The 16,723-nt window shown below is 49.6% G+C and carries 14 protein-coding genes and 1 pseudogene; 7 read left to right on the top strand and 8 right to left on the bottom strand.

Going from position 1 to position 16,723, the window contains the following annotated elements; all coding sequences use genetic code 11:
• Positions 1-459: 459 nt before the first annotated feature.
• Both AL515_RS04500 and AL515_RS04505 read right to left on the bottom strand, forming a co-directional pair.
• Positions 460-883, bottom strand: a pseudogene (locus tag AL515_RS04500) (phage polarity suppression protein); the annotation flags it as partial.
• A 219-nt stretch (positions 884-1,102) separates the two neighbouring features.
• Positions 1,103-1,975, bottom strand: a complete 873-nt coding sequence (locus tag AL515_RS04505) for a phosphorothioated DNA-binding restriction endonuclease (protein WP_082759566.1) — start codon at positions 1,973-1,975, stop codon at positions 1,103-1,105.
• Positions 1,976-2,171: 196 nt separating this feature from the next.
• Here AL515_RS04505 and AL515_RS04510 point away from each other — a divergent pair, with 196 nt between their 5' ends.
• On the top strand, positions 2,172-2,498 hold the full coding sequence (locus AL515_RS04510; protein WP_061067143.1) for a DUF1493 family protein: 327 nt from the start codon (positions 2,172-2,174) through the stop codon (positions 2,496-2,498).
• A gap of 217 nt (positions 2,499-2,715) precedes the next feature.
• On the opposite strand, the gene AL515_RS04515 is transcribed toward AL515_RS04510, so the two are convergent.
• From AL515_RS04515 to symE, 4 genes are all read right to left on the bottom strand, one after another.
• Positions 2,716-3,195, bottom strand: coding sequence for an Hcp family type VI secretion system effector (locus AL515_RS04515; protein ID WP_048219803.1), 480 nt, complete (start codon positions 3,193-3,195; stop codon positions 2,716-2,718).
• Between the two features lie 2 nt (positions 3,196-3,197).
• Positions 3,198-3,545 (bottom strand): hypothetical protein, encoded by a 348-nt coding sequence (locus tag AL515_RS04520; protein WP_061067144.1) that lies wholly within the window; start codon positions 3,543-3,545, stop codon positions 3,198-3,200.
• Position 3,546: 1 nt separating this feature from the next.
• On the bottom strand, positions 3,547-4,221 hold the full coding sequence (locus AL515_RS04525) for a hypothetical protein (protein ID WP_061067145.1): 675 nt from the start codon (positions 4,219-4,221) through the stop codon (positions 3,547-3,549).
• 249 nt (positions 4,222-4,470) lie between these two features.
• Positions 4,471-4,833, bottom strand: a complete 363-nt coding sequence (gene symE, locus AL515_RS04530) for an endoribonuclease SymE (protein WP_005134143.1) — start codon at positions 4,831-4,833, stop codon at positions 4,471-4,473.
• Between the two features lie 778 nt (positions 4,834-5,611).
• On the opposite strand from symE, the gene AL515_RS04540 reads away from it, so the two are divergent.
• Both AL515_RS04540 and AL515_RS04545 read left to right on the top strand, forming a co-directional pair.
• Positions 5,612-6,982, top strand: a complete 1,371-nt coding sequence (locus tag AL515_RS04540; protein ID WP_061067147.1) for a tyrosine phenol-lyase — start codon at positions 5,612-5,614, stop codon at positions 6,980-6,982.
• Between the two features lie 189 nt (positions 6,983-7,171).
• Positions 7,172-8,437 (top strand): aromatic amino acid transporter, encoded by a 1,266-nt coding sequence (locus AL515_RS04545; protein WP_061067148.1) that lies wholly within the window; start codon positions 7,172-7,174, stop codon positions 8,435-8,437.
• 458 nt (positions 8,438-8,895) lie between these two features.
• Here AL515_RS04545 and AL515_RS04550 read toward each other — a convergent pair whose 3' ends face one another.
• Complete coding sequence (locus tag AL515_RS04550) at positions 8,896-10,449, bottom strand: L-lactate permease (protein ID WP_061067149.1); 1,554 nt, start codon at positions 10,447-10,449, stop codon at positions 8,896-8,898.
• Between the two features lie 556 nt (positions 10,450-11,005).
• Between AL515_RS04550 and AL515_RS04555 the strand changes: the two genes are divergently transcribed.
• From AL515_RS04555 to AL515_RS04565, 3 genes are read left to right on the top strand one after another with little or no spacing between them, the layout of a single operon-like run.
• On the top strand, positions 11,006-11,725 hold the full coding sequence (locus AL515_RS04555; protein WP_005134137.1) for a (Fe-S)-binding protein: 720 nt from the start codon (positions 11,006-11,008) through the stop codon (positions 11,723-11,725).
• Positions 11,726-11,735: 10 nt separating this feature from the next.
• Entirely contained in the window at positions 11,736-13,163 is a 1,428-nt protein-coding gene (locus tag AL515_RS04560; protein ID WP_061067150.1) for a LutB/LldF family L-lactate oxidation iron-sulfur protein, read from the top strand.
• Positions 13,156-13,851 (top strand): LutC/YkgG family protein, encoded by a 696-nt coding sequence (locus AL515_RS04565; RefSeq protein WP_061067151.1) that lies wholly within the window; start codon positions 13,156-13,158, stop codon positions 13,849-13,851. Before AL515_RS04560 ends, AL515_RS04565 begins: the two co-directional genes overlap by 8 nt.
• A 49-nt stretch (positions 13,852-13,900) precedes the next feature.
• Here AL515_RS04565 and gntP read toward each other — a convergent pair whose 3' ends face one another.
• The gene (gene gntP, locus AL515_RS04570; protein WP_003033260.1) at positions 13,901-15,244 is read right to left on the bottom strand and encodes a gluconate permease GntP; all 1,344 of its coding nucleotides are present in this window, start codon (positions 15,242-15,244) and stop codon (positions 13,901-13,903) included.
• A gap of 259 nt (positions 15,245-15,503) precedes the next feature.
• Here gntP and uxuA point away from each other — a divergent pair, with 259 nt between their 5' ends.
• A complete protein-coding gene (gene uxuA, locus AL515_RS04575; protein WP_003837169.1) occupies positions 15,504-16,688 on the top strand; it encodes a mannonate dehydratase in 1,185 nt (394 codons plus the stop codon).
• Positions 16,689-16,723: the final 35 nt, after the last annotated feature.

The following is a 16,723-nucleotide window of genomic DNA, read 5'->3' on the forward strand; positions in this document are numbered from 1 at the left end:
TGTTACATTTAAAACTGTTTATTATAACACATAGGCATTAGCAAGAGAAGATGATTTCTTCCTGTTTTTATCAGCCGTCAAGTTGTTAAGTAATTCTATGATATATAGCCTCTTCATATTTAAGAGGTGTTTCATTTTTTATATGCCAGACTGTGTATAAAATCCATATAAATCCAAGATGGAATATTGATTTATTGAGTTTTTATAGGCATTGAAACAATAATTATAGGGTTGATTAGAACAATCATTAGATTCAGTATTAATTTACTTGATGCTTGGAATATATGGTTAATATTCATGATAGTAAACATTTCTATTATTATGGTTGTTAGCGCGCAATGCTCTCTCCGCCACATCTGCCCGCTTAAGAGGTCAGGTGCATGAATTGGCTCAGACCGCGCCGGTACCGATGCTGAGGGGGATAAAAAATACGGGGATTTGCATGCAAAGCCATACACTTTATGGAAGCATGGCTTTTTTCGGGAAAAATTGCTGAATTTTCGGGGGGGCGTGCAACCGTGTGGCAAGTTCTGCTCGTCGGCGGGTGTAAATCAGGTTCTGTGCCGGGGGGAATTTCTCACGATTATCATCCCGCTAGGTCGCGTTAGGTCTGAACCCGATGGTCGTTAAAATGTCGCTGTTCTGTGCGGAATAATTAATTTTTCATTGCTGGTCAGCCACACCGACAGGGCTTCATGCAGATAATCAACCGAGTGCTGCATGGCACTCTGTTTTACTGAGGGATACCCCATCAGCTCAGGTGCCAGCGTGGCGGTCAGCTCCGCGCCGTGCTGCTGCATAAAGTCATGGAGCCGGTTGTGGATATGTTGCACCTCCTTGTGTGAGAGGATATAGAGAGAGCGGCGGCCTGATTAATCTCCCATTATTCAGTATTGATGATAAAAGCGTTAATACCAGCCTAAACCCGTTTCGATAGTCATATCGGTGTTCTACTGATATGGTTTTATATCCACTCGCAATGTCTATTTTTTATGCGGATTTTAACTTGTGGGTACAAGTGCGGGTATAACTAATTATTCCTGCTTATAAACTACATTGATATCAGTCTATTGGGTGTGAAATTCGAGTCCGGCCTTCGCACTCACCCTCTAAACACCTCCTTCCTGTGCCACTCCACAAACCCTTCTTTTGGGTAATTCTCGCGCATCATCGGCAGCGCTATCGATTTACCGTCGAAATCCCAGAACAGTCTGCCCACCATGCCGCTGCCATTCACTGCGGGAGATACCTGAATCCGCATACGCTCATCCAGCCCAATCGAACCTTTATCAAAGGCTTTATGGTGGATTGCGCACAGCGCCAGGCCGTTTGAAGTCTCGCACGGGCCGCCGTGCTGTTTCCATTTGATATGGGCAGCTTCTAACGCAACTGAAGTGCTATCGTGGCGCATATTGAAGCCACAAATGGCGCATTCGTAGTTATAGGCACGCAGAACCTGCTGGCGGAAAAATGGGTCCCGCTGTTTGCGGATTTGCAGGATATCAAATCCCAGTTCATCCGCGATCTCTTCCTGAATGCTTTCGGTGAAGTGCGCCTCGAGGATTTGCTGGGCCAGGGAATTAATGAGGTTTTTGCTCTTTTTCAGCAGGGCAAAATGTTGTTCATCAAAACCTCCGGCAACGTTGTGCGTTACCAGTTCCCCGGCAGGGGGCTGCTTGCTGCTACCGGGTGTTGAACAGTGCTCGGCGTTTCGTAGCTCCCAGAACCCATCTCCCTGTAAGCGCCAGAAAGGCATATCCGGGCGGTATTGCGCGCGCTGTGGCCCAAATCGCTCCAGCAGGCTTTGCAACGGGTCGCGAACTTCCGAACCGTAGTCAAACAGGCGACCATGTCCCTGCTGATAACCTGCCAGCACATGAAGCAGCAGCAGAGGCTTGTGCGGAGCACGCTGCTCGCCTTTACGCCAGATGGTGATGTCGGCAATTGCCTGTTGCAGGGTTTTACTGGAAGTCATTGATTTCATTATCGGGTAAATAATTGCGATGATGCTCGCAAAATATCACCTGATCAAGCAAAGACGGGTAGATGCGCTATCAACGTCACTTTTATGTTTTCTGAAAAACACATACGCCATGGCGGTTACCGTTCCCCGAACTGGAGACGCAGGAGTACGATAAGTAAGCAAATTATTGCATATCGAAGGATCTTCGATGGTGATGAATAACGAGGTGTTGGAATTTTTTCGGGGGGAGTTATCTCTCGCAGTAACGTTTACTTTCAAGCCTATCCCGATTGAACTCGATACGCCGTTGCAAGGTTACACTGAATGGGATGAATTACCGTATGCCATTGATGATTTTAGAGAGAAATATAACGTTGATGTTTCAGTCATTGATTTCGAGGCCTATTACCCGTGGGAAAGAGAAGCGATCTATCGAAAGTGGTTTACCAACGAAACCATCAAACAAGTGTCAAAACCGCTTACTGTGCGAATGCTTGCAGAGTCAGCCAGTGCAGGTCGCTGGTTATATGATTGACAGTATGCTTACAGAGGATACTGACGCAATTAGATGTTGATTGCATCGACAAAATCTGGGAAATAATTATACGAAGAATAATGGCAGTATCAGTTTACTCAAAAGTTTTGGTGGTGTATCTCACTGTTTATTAGAGAGGAATGACCTCGTTTGTTCATAAAACGTATGCTTTCACAACCAGCACATTTTTCTGTGCTGGTGAAATACTCAATGGCAGTTACGAAATTACTCTGTGATTCCAGGCATCCTTATAAATGATATTTCCATCGCAGTGCTTCCATGTAATAGCCTCATATCTTAGTTGAATAGTTTCATTGTGAGTTCCTGTTCCCGAACCGGGGAATAAATTTGGTGTGATTCCTGTCACTTTTACATTTTCTAAAATGATATTAAAATATTCACTTTCAATACCAACCTCCAGAATTTGATACATTTTTATTGTGGCTGATTTTAATGTCTGGCTTTCACTTAACGCTTTATACAAAAGGGGCGTTGTTTTATCAAACTCCTTCTGTATTGTAATCGGCGCGTGCACACGCGTTCCTGTCAGTCTACCTGTATTCCCATCTACAGGGACAGACAGGTGATGAGTGACTGCTTTCAGTTCAATAGCACCAATGCGTCCAGCGACTTGTGAGCTTCCCATTACGGGGGAGCCATTTGCATCGGTTAACCACAGATAGGCTGGGTTTGACATGATTAGTCCTTATCTATATTTATACGGGAAGGGAAATAAAGCATGATGAGAATCCAAACGAATGTTCCAATAATTTTTATGGGCCAGGGTTCAAGAAAAGCGAAACAGGCGAGGCCCCCTGCGATTAGCAATGGACCGGATAATAGATCAAGAACTCCCCCCATCAGGTGTATCTTTGTTGGTAAGAACCTATTGGCTATAAAGGCGATAATATAAGCACTTCCAACGATGATAATAATGGCAAGGATTTTATCCTGCCATGAATCGAATTCGATGAGAGAAATTAAACAAAGGGTGGCAACATACCCACAAAACAATGAATTTATTATTAGGGTGATAAGTTTTTTCATGTTACCAGTCCTTAGACTTACCGTTTAAATGTTCTCCCACTAACTCAATTATTTTTATAAAAGTAGGTTTTCCTTCTGTATATCCAGAATGTATAGCATCAACGAAAGGTTGTACTGCATCAATGAAAAGGAAATAAAGAAGATCGTAGTCATGAGGTCTTAATAACTCGTATATCTCGGGTGCATCTGTACTGAGGCCATCCGATGTCCTGATAGAACGTTCGGTCATACCTCCCAATAAAAGGAAGGTGCTTAACAGTGTTATGGGATTACCTTTACCCTTAAAGACAACATAAGTGAAAGATGTTTTTTCGATAACGGCTTTCGCAATGTTTGAGGCGATTGTATTTGCAATAATCCTTCCTGCTATAGATGTAATAACGACTCTGTATATTTTATCTTGTGCCTGTTCGGATAAGAAATTGTTAAAAAGATGAAAGATGCGAGAAACAGCATTGACGATATTCTCATAATTTAGAATGTCATTTTTTATGGCTGTCATGATGCGAATACGTTCTGTTTCTCGTTTAAATCTGCTGTCTGTATCAAAGACACCGTAAATCATATATCCATAATCTAAAGGAACAGATAGGCCACCATTGATAAGTCCTGTGACTGTATCAGGTGAAATGATAATGTTATAGATCCTTCTTGCAATGCCTTCTATATCGGCCATGGCAATCCTTTAATAAAATAAGATGGCTAGAAATGAAAGCATGTAAATAACAAAAATAGATGGTGAAATAGTTGACCTGAGTAACAGTTTCTCAAATAACATATAAGAATATCGACATTGGTTATTAATTAGAGATATTCATTATTGAAATAAATATTATGGTGCTGATATAAATAATTACATGAAAATTCGTCACCAATAAAGGCGCCCGCAGGCGCCTCAATTACAATTACAATAAAAATCACACACTCACCCCTTCAACGCTTTCCCCGCAATTACCCCGATAAACTCCAGCACCTGCTTTTGCTTACGCGCGGAGAGTTTTTCCACGGCGCGCAGGGATTTCATCAGCTCTGACTCTTCGGGTTCGGCGGCGCGGGCGGTTAATACGATGCAGCCTTGCATTACGCGCACATCAACGTCGGTGCCGGTGTCGAATCCGGCGGCTTTCAGCCACTGGCCCTTCATCACAATTGACGGAAACCGAACGTACTTCACCGGAATACGGCTGTAATCGGGATAACGGCTCGCATAACCCACCTTCAGGCGACGGTTATCTGCGGCGTGGACTTCTGGATCAAATGAAACTGCAATACAATGCGTATCAGTCATGGTGACTATTCTCCTTTAATAGTTACTGCGATCAGCGATGCATTGGTGCGCCAACACCTTTGCATCGCGCTAATAAAACCCCTGTAAATGACGCCAGTAAACTGGGGAAAGTCCAGATGTAAATAATATGAAATAAGCGCGAATAGCACGCTTTCGGAATAAATAGAAAACGCCTTCATCCCAATAAACCCGGTATTATTCACCGTATAAATCCATTCCCCTCCAGTCTGCTAAATACCGGCCATTTCCAGAAAACAACGCCTGTCGGCATCTGGCCAAAAATGCGATCTAACTCACTGAAGCAAATAGTAAACTCTGAAACAACACCGTTTTGTACACTTTGCTTTACACTTTTGGTGATGTGAATCACAAATATTACTCCGTGAAGTGATCCGACTCTCACAAAATGGGGTGTACTCATTCACGAATACATTATGCGCACAGCCTGGAAAGTTAAGTTTTCAGTATTTCCCCCCTCAGTGGGCGCACTACCGCGAATGGCAAATCAATACGCAAAAAAAAACTTGTTGAATATGAACGGGTAAAAAAATGACGTGTGATTTGCATCACTCACATTTACAGCTTTTTAAATTATTGCCAGTGATTAATGTTGACCGGACTATTTCCATAATCAATTAAATATTGCATAGTGCCTCCACATTATTTCACCCCCTGTGTCAGGCGGCGAATAGTTATATTTCATCAATCTCTGTTGATGAATACGATATGCTTTACTTCACATTAATACGTACACGACCACTGTTACTGGAGAAACAAAATGAATTATCCGGCAGAACCCTTCCGTATTAAAAGCGTTGAAACTGTATCTATGATCCCGCGTGATGAACGCCTGATAAAAATGCAAGAAGCGGGTTACAATACTTTCCTGTTAAATTCGAAAGATATCTATATTGACCTGCTGACAGACAGCGGCACCAACGCCATGAGCGACAAGCAGTGGGCCGGAATGATGATGGGTGATGAAGCCTACGCGGGCAGCGAAAACTTCTATCATCTGGAAAGAACCGTGCAGGAACTGTTTGGCTTTAAACATATTGTTCCGACTCACCAGGGGCGTGGTGCAGAAAACCTGTTATCGCAGCTGGCTATTAAACCTGGGCAATATGTTGCCGGGAATATGTATTTCACCACCACCCGTTATCACCAGGAAAAAAATGGTGCGGTGTTTGTCGATATCGTTCGTGACGAAGCGCACGATGCCGGTCTGAATATTGCGTTTAAAGGTGATATCGATCTTAAAAAATTACAAAAGCTGATTGATGAAAAAGGCGCAGAGAATATTGCGTATATCTGCCTGGCGGTGACGGTAAACCTCGCGGGCGGCCAGCCGGTCTCCATGGCGAACATGCGTGCGGTGCGTGAACTGACAGAAGCGCATGGCATTAAAGTGTTCTACGACGCTACCCGCTGCGTAGAAAACGCCTACTTTATCAAAGAGCAAGAGCAGGGCTTTGAGAACAAGAGCATCGCCGAGATCGTGCATGAGATGTTCAGCTACGCCGACGGTTGTACCATGAGCGGTAAAAAAGACTGTCTGGTGAACATCGGCGGTTTCCTGTGCATGAACGATGACGAAATGTTCTCTTCTGCCAAAGAGTTAGTCGTGGTCTACGAAGGGATGCCATCTTACGGCGGCCTGGCCGGACGTGATATGGAAGCGATGGCGATTGGCCTGCGCGAAGCCATGCAGTATGAGTACATTGAGCACCGCGTGAAGCAGGTTCGCTACCTGGGCGATAAGCTGAAAGCCGCTGGCGTACCGATTGTTGAACCGGTAGGCGGTCACGCGGTATTCCTCGATGCGCGTCGCTTCTGCGAGCATCTGACGCAGGACGAGTTCCCGGCGCAAAGCCTGGCGGCGAGCATTTATGTGGAAACTGGTGTGCGCAGTATGGAACGCGGAATAATCTCTGCAGGCCGTAATAACGTGACCGGCGAGCACCACAGACCGAAACTGGAAACCGTGCGTCTGACTATTCCACGTCGTGTTTATACCTACGCACATATGGATGTCGTAGCTGACGGTATTATTAAACTTTACCAGCACAAAGAAGATATTCGCGGGTTGAAGTTTATTTACGAGCCGAAGCAGTTGCGTTTCTTTACTGCACGCTTTGATTACATCTAAAAATAGTTATGGCCCCATCACCTGATGGGGCTTTTTTGTATTCCTTTTCCATGAACAGGAAGCCTTTGCGGTGCCCGTTACCGTGACATAACTAAAAAAAAGTAAACCCTGACTCCGACATTTTTATTATCCGCATGATGTACAAATGACAGCTGTAATTATAACGAATAGTCTACAGGAACATTTATCATGGATATTAATGCCATTGAGCGACAGAGTAGTACCCCCGGACTGATTAGCGGAACCATGTTGGTTATCGCGACCGTAGTGGGTGGCGGGATGTTCTCCCTGCCGATTGCGATGGCCGGCGTATGGTTCCCCGGTGCCTCTGTTATTCTTCTGTTTATCGCCATCATGATGTTATTAACCGGTCTGATGCTGGTCGAAGTTAACCTGCATTATGGCGCCGGTGCCAGTTTTAATACCTTTACTCAGGATTTATTAGGCCGGAAGTGGAATATCGTGGTGGGTATCGCTTTCGGCTTTGTGCTGTATATTCTGACCTATGCCTATATCTCCGGTTCGTCGGCGGTGATGGCACAAACTGTGTTCAAATACAGCGGCGTGCGCTTTCCGGCGAATATCTCGGTGGTGATCGTCAGTATGCTGGTAGGGGCGATTGCCTGGTATAGCTCCCTGCTGGTTGGACGCATCACTACCGTGCTGATTATCGGTAAGTTTGTGGCGTTCTTTGCCACGTTCTCCGGGCTGATTGGCCATATCGAAGTGGCAAAACTCATCGACAGCGTGGCGGTTGCGCTGCCCAATTCGCAGTATCTGCCGTATATCCTGATGACGCTGCCGTTCTGCATCATCTCGTTTGGTTTTCACGGTAACGTGCCGAGCCTGGTCAAACTGTATGGCACAAGCGGAGTCTCGAATATTACGCGTTCGATTATCATCGGTACGCTGTTTGCTCTGCTGCTGTATATTTTCTGGCTGGGCGTGACGATGGGTAACATCAGCCGTTCCTCATTCCCGCCGATTATCGCCAAAGGCGGCAATATCGATGTGTTTGTCGAGGCCATCAGCGGGCTGTTCACCAGCCGTTATATGGATCTGATCCTCACCTTTTTCGGCAACTTCGCGGTAGCCAGTTCCCTGCTGGCGGCGACGCTTGGTCTGTTCGATTACATCGCCGACCTGTTTCACTTCCCGGACGACGGCATGGGCCGCCTGAAAACCGCGCTGGTGACCTACTTCCCGCCAGCCGCCGTGTGCTTCTTCTTCCCGAACGGTTTTGTGCACGCGATTGGTTACGCCGGTCTGGCCTTTACCATCTGGAGTGTGATCCTGCCGCCGTTCCTGGTGAAAGCCGCGCGCAAGCGTTTTCCAACCAGCAGCTATACCGCGCCCTGTAATAACACCGTGCTTAACCTGGTGATTATCTGCGGAGCGGTTGTCTATCTGACGGTTGTTCTGGATGTATTTGGTCTGCTGCCAACGTTTCGTTAGCGCGGGGGAGTTATGTTTCTGACATTGCTACGATTTCAGCATCCGCTGGTCTACCGTTTTGCATGGCTTCGTTTGTGGGTCAGGGTGTTAAGGGCGTGCAGGCTGCGTAAGTGAAAGAAGGCGTGCTTTATTCTGCGGTCGCTGCCGGATGCGGCGCTTGCGCCTTATCCGGCCTACAAAAGAGCGTTAAACGTAGGCGGGATAAGCGAAGCGCCATCAGGCATTACACCCGGAAGTAGCGTGGTGGGATCAACGCGGAAAAGGCGTCGAACTTCTTCACCATCTTTTTCCAGAACAACATAACAACAATCCTCGATTTGAAACATCGGCGCTATTTTAGTCAGCGCCGACAAATCGTAAAGCCAGTGACGTCGTTCCGATTCCGGGTCGGTGTAAACCTTTTAGTTCACCATTGCGTCAAATACGATTGCCGCGAATTTGACGGGGTTGACAATGGCTTACGCCATAAACCAGTAATAAAAGAGGCCAACCTTTAAGCCGAGGATCACGATATAGGCGCAGCAGTATTTCATGGTGCCAGACATGATCTGGTTGGCCTGACCGTCCATTTTTGTGGCGGATACCGCGATGGCGATGCTTTGCGGCGAAATCATTTTCCCGCCCGTTGCGCCAGAGGTGTTGGCCGCCGCCAGCCAGTTGGGATCGATATGCAGTTTGCTGGCGGCAATAGTTTGCAGTTTGCCGAACAGAATATTCGAGTTGGTATCGCTGCCGGTAACAAACGTGCCCAGTGCGCCAATCACCGGGGCGAGGAAGACGTATGAGCTGCCGGTCAGATCGACAATCGACTGGGCCAGTGTGGAGATAATCCCGCTGAGATCCATCACCGTGGCTAGTGCGACGATCGCCATAATCGCCACAATGGAATTTTTAAGCTGGAAAATGGTTTTGATAAACACTTCCAGCATCCCGCGCGCGGACGCCCCCTGAATAAAGCCGCCGATAATAGTCGCAAAGATGATCAGCATCCCCGGCGTGGTCACCCATTCAACCTTCAGCGCCAGCGTTTTGCCGTCGGCAAGCGTGAAATGCAGCACCGAGGCCAGTTGTGAGGCTGCGCCTTTTATCGTCGGGAACAGCGGCGAACACAGCAGGATAAAGACAAAAATAAACAGATAAATAGAGCCCACGCGGAACAACACTTTTGCCGAGCGCGGCGTGGTTTCGCGGGTATGGCTGACTTCAATTCGCCACTCGGGATCGGTTTTCCCTTTGCGCAGGCGGCTAACCATCGCCACGGCAAACAGGCTGACCAGGCTACCGGCAAAGGCGGGTAATTCAGCACCGAGATGAATAGCGACAAAATACTGCGGAACCAGCGTGGTAATACCGCAAATCAACGTGATCAGAAATACGCCGCGAATGGCTTTCAGGCCGCCGCCAATAATACAGACAATCACAAACGGCAGCAGGATATTAAACAGCGCGAGCTGCAGAATAATGGTTCCGCCTAAGGTATAAACTGGCAGGTTAACCTGTTCCGCCAGAATAGAAACCGGGATCCCGACCGCGCCGAATGCAGTGGGAACGGTATTTGCCACCAGAGAGGCAATCGCCGCCTTCAGCGGATTGAAACCCAATGCGATAAGAATACCGATCGGAATGGCGACCGCTGTACCATAACCCGCCGCGGCTTCAAGAAATCCACCAAAGCACCATGAAATCAGCAGCACCTGAATACGCTTATCTTCGCTAATACTGGCGAGAATATCGCGCAGAATATCCAGCGCTTTGGTCGCCTGCATAACGTTATAACTGAAGATGGCGCCGAGGATCACAATCACAATCGGCCATAATCCCTTCAGTGCGCCATAGCCTATCGCGGCTTTTAGATTCTGTACGGGCATCTCCCAGAACACAGCCGACAGCGCCGCGGTGAATACTAAAGAGATCAGCACGGAATAATGGATAGGCATTTTCAATTTCAATATTAAAAATACCATAAGTAGTAACGGAGAGAGTGCCAGGGCAAACATAAAGTATTCGTGCATTGCTATTCCTGATTGGTTTATTAAACCTGATTTATATTTATGGCGGGAAGGCTATATTGCCGCGTAAATAAAAGATGCAAACTGAATCGCTTCAGTGAATAAAGTAATTATGATTAATGGTTTTGTAACTATTGTAATCTTTTAATTAAAATTCAATGCCAGGTAAATATACTTAAGAGCAGGCTAAGTACCTATAAATAGTTATTTAATAACCTTTTTATTAATGGTAGTGACAGGAATAGTCAGCACCTGAAACTATTTTTAAGCTGTTCATAACGCGGTGGTTTTCAATATAAAAATGTGAGTGAGGCCGAAAGAAATAAACCAGGGTATTGCATGTACGAGTTGATTGGAGGATTATTTGATTTTGTCATACAAATGAAAATACAGGCATTTAGGATGGTCCTGATATAAGAAGCGGAAATCGACCATCTCAGGAGCATGATCCAACAAACACCATGAACCCAGACATCGGCAAAACCAGCAAACAGAAGACTGGGCGTGATATAGCGATATCAAGCGCAATAAACAGAAATGAAGCAATGGAGTAATTATTGTGAATGTAAATTTCTTTGTTACCTGTATTGGTGACGCCCTGAAATCACGGATGGCACGAGACTCCGTATTGCTGCTGGAAAAACTGGGCTGTCACGTTAATTTCCCCGAGAAGCAAGGGTGTTGCGGTCAGCCAGCCATCAACAGCGGTTACATCAAAGAGGCGATCCCCGGGATGAAAAACCTGATCGCCGCCCTGGAAGACAACGACGATCCAATTATCTCCCCGGCAGGCTCCTGCACCTACGCGGTAAAAAGCTACCCGACGTATCTGGCGGATGAGCCTGAATGGGCGCTGCGCGCCGAGAAGGTTGCCGGACGTATGCAGGATCTCACCTCTTTTATCGTCAACAAACTGGGTGTGGTGGATGTCGGCGCCAGCCTGCAGGGCCGCGCGGTATATCATCCTTCCTGCAGCCTGACCCGCAAGCTGGGAGTGAAGGAAGAGCCGCTGACGCTGCTGAAAAATGTGCGCGGGCTGGAGCTGATGACGTTTGCCGATCAGGATACCTGCTGCGGTTTTGGCGGGACGTTCTCGGTCAAGATGGCCGAGATATCCGGTGAGATGGTGAAAGAAAAAGTCTTACATCTGATGGATGCGAAGCCGGAGTTTTTGATTGGCGCTGACGTCAGCTGCCTGCTGAATATTGGCGGCCGACTGCAACGTGAAGGCCAGCCGGTCAAAGTGATGCATATTGCTGAAGTGCTGATGAGCCGCTGAGGGGAAAGAGATGTCGATAAAAACCAGCGATGTAGAATTTAAACTGCGCATTCGTCAGCAGATCGAAGATCCGATCATGCGCAAAGCCGTGGCCAATGCGCAGGAGCGTATTGGTGCGAATCGGCAGAAAATGGTTGATGAGCTAGGCCACTGGGAAGACTGGCGCGATCGTGCCAGCCAGATCCGCGATCATGTTCTGAGCAACCTCGACGCTTACTTGTATCAACTCTCCGAGAAAGTGACGCAAAACGGCGGCCACGTTTATTTCGCAAAGACCAAAGAAGACGCTACCCGCTACATTTTGCAGGTCGCGCAAAGTAAAAATGCGAAGAAGGTGGTGAAGTCCAAGTCGATGGTGACCGAAGAGATCGGCGTCAACCATGTGCTGCAGGATGCCGGAATTCAGGTGATCGAAACCGATCTCGGCGAATATATCCTGCAGTTGGATCAGGATCCGCCTTCGCACGTTGTGGTCCCGGCTATTCATAAAGATCGCTATCAGATCCGCCGCGTGCTGCATGAGCGTCTGGGGTATGACGGCCCGGAAACGCCAGAGGCGATGACCTTATTCATTCGCCAGAAGATCCGCGAGGATTTCCTCAGTGCCGAAATCGGTATTACCGGCTGTAACTTTGCTGTGGCGGAAACCGGCTCTGTATGCCTGGTGACCAACGAAGGCAACGCGCGGATGTGTACCACGTTGCCGAAAACGCACATTGCGGTGATGGGCATGGAGCGTATCGCACCGACCTTTGCCGATGTGGATGTGCTGATCACCATGCTGGCGCGCAGCGCCGTGGGCGCGCGTCTGACGGGCTACAACACCTGGCTGACCGGCCCACGCGAGGCGGATAACGTCGACGGCCCGGAAGAGTTCCATCTGGTGATTGTCGATAACGGCCGCTCGCAGGTGCTGGGCTCAGAGTTTCGCGATGTGCTGCGCTGCATCCGCTGCGGGGCTTGTATGAACACCTGCCCGGCGTACCGCCACATTGGCGGACACGGTTATGGTTCTATCTATCCCGGCCCTATCGGCGCGGTGATCTCTCCGCTGCTCGGCGGCTATAAAGATTTTAAAGATCTGCCATACGCCTGTTCATTATGCACGGCCTGTGACAGCGTTTGTCCGGTTAAAATTCCGCTGTCAAAACTGATCCTGCGTCATCGCCGGGTGATGGCCGAGGAGGGCATTACGCCGAAAGCCGAGCGGCGGGCGATAAAAATGTTCGCCTACGCCAATAGCCATCCGGGGCTGTGGAAAGTCGGGATGATGGCGGGCGCACATGCGGCGAGCTGGTTTATCAACGGTGGCAAAACCCCGCTCAAGGTTGGGGCGATTGGTGACTGGATGGAGGCGCGCGATCTTCCTGATGCCGACGGTGAGAGCTTCCGCAGCTGGTTTAAGAAACATCAGGCGCAGGAGAAAAAGAATGGATAACCGTACCGCATTTTTAGACACCATCGCCCAGGCGCTGGGCCGCCCGCTGCGTTTTGAGCCGCAAACGGATGCCGCGCCGGTGAACAACTATGCCAATGAACGCCTGACCGAACTTAGCCCGCAGCAGCGCTGCGATGCGTTTGTCCAGTTTGCCAGTGAAGTGATGCTGGCCCGCTGTGAGCTGACTCGCGAAGACCAGGCCGCAGACGCGGCGCTCCGTCTGTGCGAAGAATTGGGTCAGCAGCCAGTGGTCATCAGCGGCGACGGTCGGCTGGCGGCGCTGGGCATCACTGAACGTCTGCAGCAGGGATGTAACGCCGTAGTCTGGGACCCGGCGCGTGGCAGCGAAAATATTACCCAGGCCGAAAAGGCGAAAGTGGGCGTGGTGTATGCCGAGTATGGCCTGACCGAGTCCGGCGGCGTGGTGCTGTTTTCCGCGCCGGAACGCGGGCGTTCCCTGAGCCTGTTGCCGGAATCCTCAATTTTCGTGCTGCGCAAAAGCGCTATCCTGCCGCGCGTGGCGCAACTGGCAGAAAAACTGCATCAGAAGGCGCAGGCCGGCGAGCGTATGCCATCGTGCATTAACATCATCAGTGGACCCAGTTCGACGGCGGATATTGAGCTTATTAAGGTCGTTGGGGTGCATGGCCCGGTGAAGGCGGTGTATCTGATTATTGAGGATTGTTGAGGCAGGATGGAAAACCGCTCTGGCGCTGCGGGCCAGAGCGGTATCGACGTTATGCAATCATGCTGATGATCAATACGATAATCAGGCCAACCACGGAGTTCACCAGCTCCAGCAGACCCCAGGTTTTCAGCGTATCCTTCACCGACAGGTCAAAGTAGCCTTTGAACAGCCAGAACGAGGCATCATTGATATGGGTCAGGGTGTTGGAGCCTGCTGCCGTTGCCAGCACCAGTAACGCCGGGTCAACGCCAACCAATTGACCGGTTGCCGGGTCGAGGATGGCGGCGCTGATAATCCCTGCCGCCGTCATGGCGGAGACCACGCCTTGTCCCGTTGCCAGACGAATAAGCACGGTTATCAACCACGCCATGATGTACGGAGAGATATTGCCGTGCGACATCAGCATGCCGATGGTATCGCCAATGCCAGTATCAATAATGGTCTGCTTCAGTACGCCGCCCGCGCCGATGATCAGGATCACCATGGCGATGCTTTTCACCGCATTTTCAAAGGCGTTCATCACCCACTGCATGTCGTGACCACGCGCGGTACCAAACAGCACGAAGGCGACAACCATGGCGATAAACATCGCAATCGGCGATGAGCCTAAGAAGTTGACCACTTCCCACGCCTGCGTCCCTTTCACCAGCCAGATGTTGGCGATGGTGGTGGAGATCATGATGATTGCCGGGATCAGCGGTACCAGAATAGACACCCCGAAGGAGGGCAGATTGTTCTGGTCAACCGGTACGTCGGCCTTCATGAATGACGGCGTTGGGCGATCGAGGTTGCCGAGGAACTTCGGCAGGATAAGCCCGGCGCAGATCACGCTCGGAATGGTCACCAGAATACCGTAGATGTAGACCATGCCCATGTCCGCGCCGTAGGCGTTAACCAGCGCCACCGGGCCCGGCTGTGGTGGGAACAGCGAGTGAGCGGTGGTGGCGGCGGCAACGGCAGGGATCGCCAGCTTGAGGAACGGGATCTTCGCCTCTGCGGCAATGACGATCACCAGCGGCGCCAGCATAATAAATGCCACTTCATAGAACATCGCCAGGCCGAAGATCAGACCAATAATGATCACCGACAGCTGCACGTAGCGCAGGCCGAGGCGCGCCAGCAGCGTATGGGCAATCTGATGCGCCGCCCCGGAATCAACCATCAGCTTACCGATGACCGCCCCGAATACCACGATAATCGCCAGTTCACCCAGCGTGCTGCCAAAACCGGATTTCATGGTGTGCAGCAGCTCCATTAAATCCATACCCGCCAGCATACCGACCGAGAGCGCCGCCAGCAGCAGGGCGACCATCGAGTTTATTTTGAATCTTAGATTGAGCACCAGCATCAGACCGATGCCGAATACGACCCACAGAATATTGAGAACGTGCATATAACGTCTACCTTTATTGGTTGAACTATTATGATTTTGGTTGAGATGTTACATATATTGGTTAACCATTGATGCGATGAATGTCACATTGCGTTACATGTTTACATTCTTACTGGGCTGCATGGCCGTAAAATGGCGGTATCATCAGCATGAATTGTGATTTGGTTAACCAATTTTGAGCTTCAGGTTGACATGTCATACCAAAAGGAGGAATTTATGTGCCATATCGTCGAGTCCATAACGTAACGAGGAATAAAACATGGAACAGACATGGCGCTGGTATGGTCCTAACGATCCGGTCACCTTAGCGGATGTACGTCAGGCGGGTGCCACAGGTGTTGTCACCGCTTTGCACCATATCCCGAACGGGGAAGTGTGGACAGTTGATGAGATCCTAAAACGCAAAGCCATTATTGAGCAGGCGGGCCTGGTCTGGTCGGTCGTCGAAAGCGTACCGATCCACGAAGACATTAAAACCCGTTCCGGTAACTATCTGCAGTGGATCGCCAACTACCAGCAAAGCCTGCGTAACCTGGCTCAGTGCGGCATTCGCACAGTGTGCTACAACTTCATGCCGGTTCTCGACTGGACCCGTACCGACCTGGAATACGTCCTGCCGGATGGCTCCAAAGCGCTGCGTTTTGACCAGATTGAATTTGCCGCTTTTGAGCTGCATATCCTCCAGCGTCCGGGCGCGGAAGCGGATTACACCGCCGAAGAGATTGCTCAGGCAAATGAACGCTTCGCCACCATGAGCGATGAAGATAAGGCGCGTCTGACCCGCAACATCATCGCCGGTCTGCCGGGTGCGGAAGAAGGCTACACGCTCGACCAGTTCCGCCAACATCTGGCGCGCTATAAAGATATCGATAAAGCCGCGCTGCGTGAGAATTTCGCCGTCTTCCTGAAGGCGATTATTCCAGTGGCGGAAGAAGCTGGCGTACGCATGGCGGTACACCCGGACGATCCGCCGCGCCCGATCCTTGGCCTGCCGCGCATTGTTTCCACCGTGGAAGATATGCAGTGGATGGTCGATACGGTCAACAGCATGGCGAACGGTTTCACCATGTGCACCGGCTCCTACGGCGTGCGGGCAGACAACGATCTGGTCGACATGATCAAACAGTTTGGCCCACGCATTTACTTCACCCATCTGCGCTCCACGCTGCGTGAAGATAACCCGAAAACCTTCCATGAGGCGGCGCATCTGAATGGCGATGTCGACATGTACGAAGTGGTGAAAGCGATCGTTGAAGAAGAACAACGCCGTAAAGCCGAGGGCAAAGAGGATCTGATCCCCATGCGTCCGGACCATGGCCACCAGATGCTGGACGATCTGAAAAAGAAAACCAACCCAGGCTACTCCGCGATTGGTCGCCTGAAAGGGCTGGCGGAAGTGCGCGGCGTTGAGATGGCTATCCAGCGCGCTTTCTTCAGCCGCTAAAGTGAGTTGCCGGCCACCAGTCTGGCCGGCTTTTT

Source organism: Citrobacter sp. FDAARGOS_156, from assembly GCF_001559235.2.
GTDB classification, from domain to species: Bacteria; Pseudomonadota; Gammaproteobacteria; order Enterobacterales; family Enterobacteriaceae; genus Citrobacter; species Citrobacter youngae.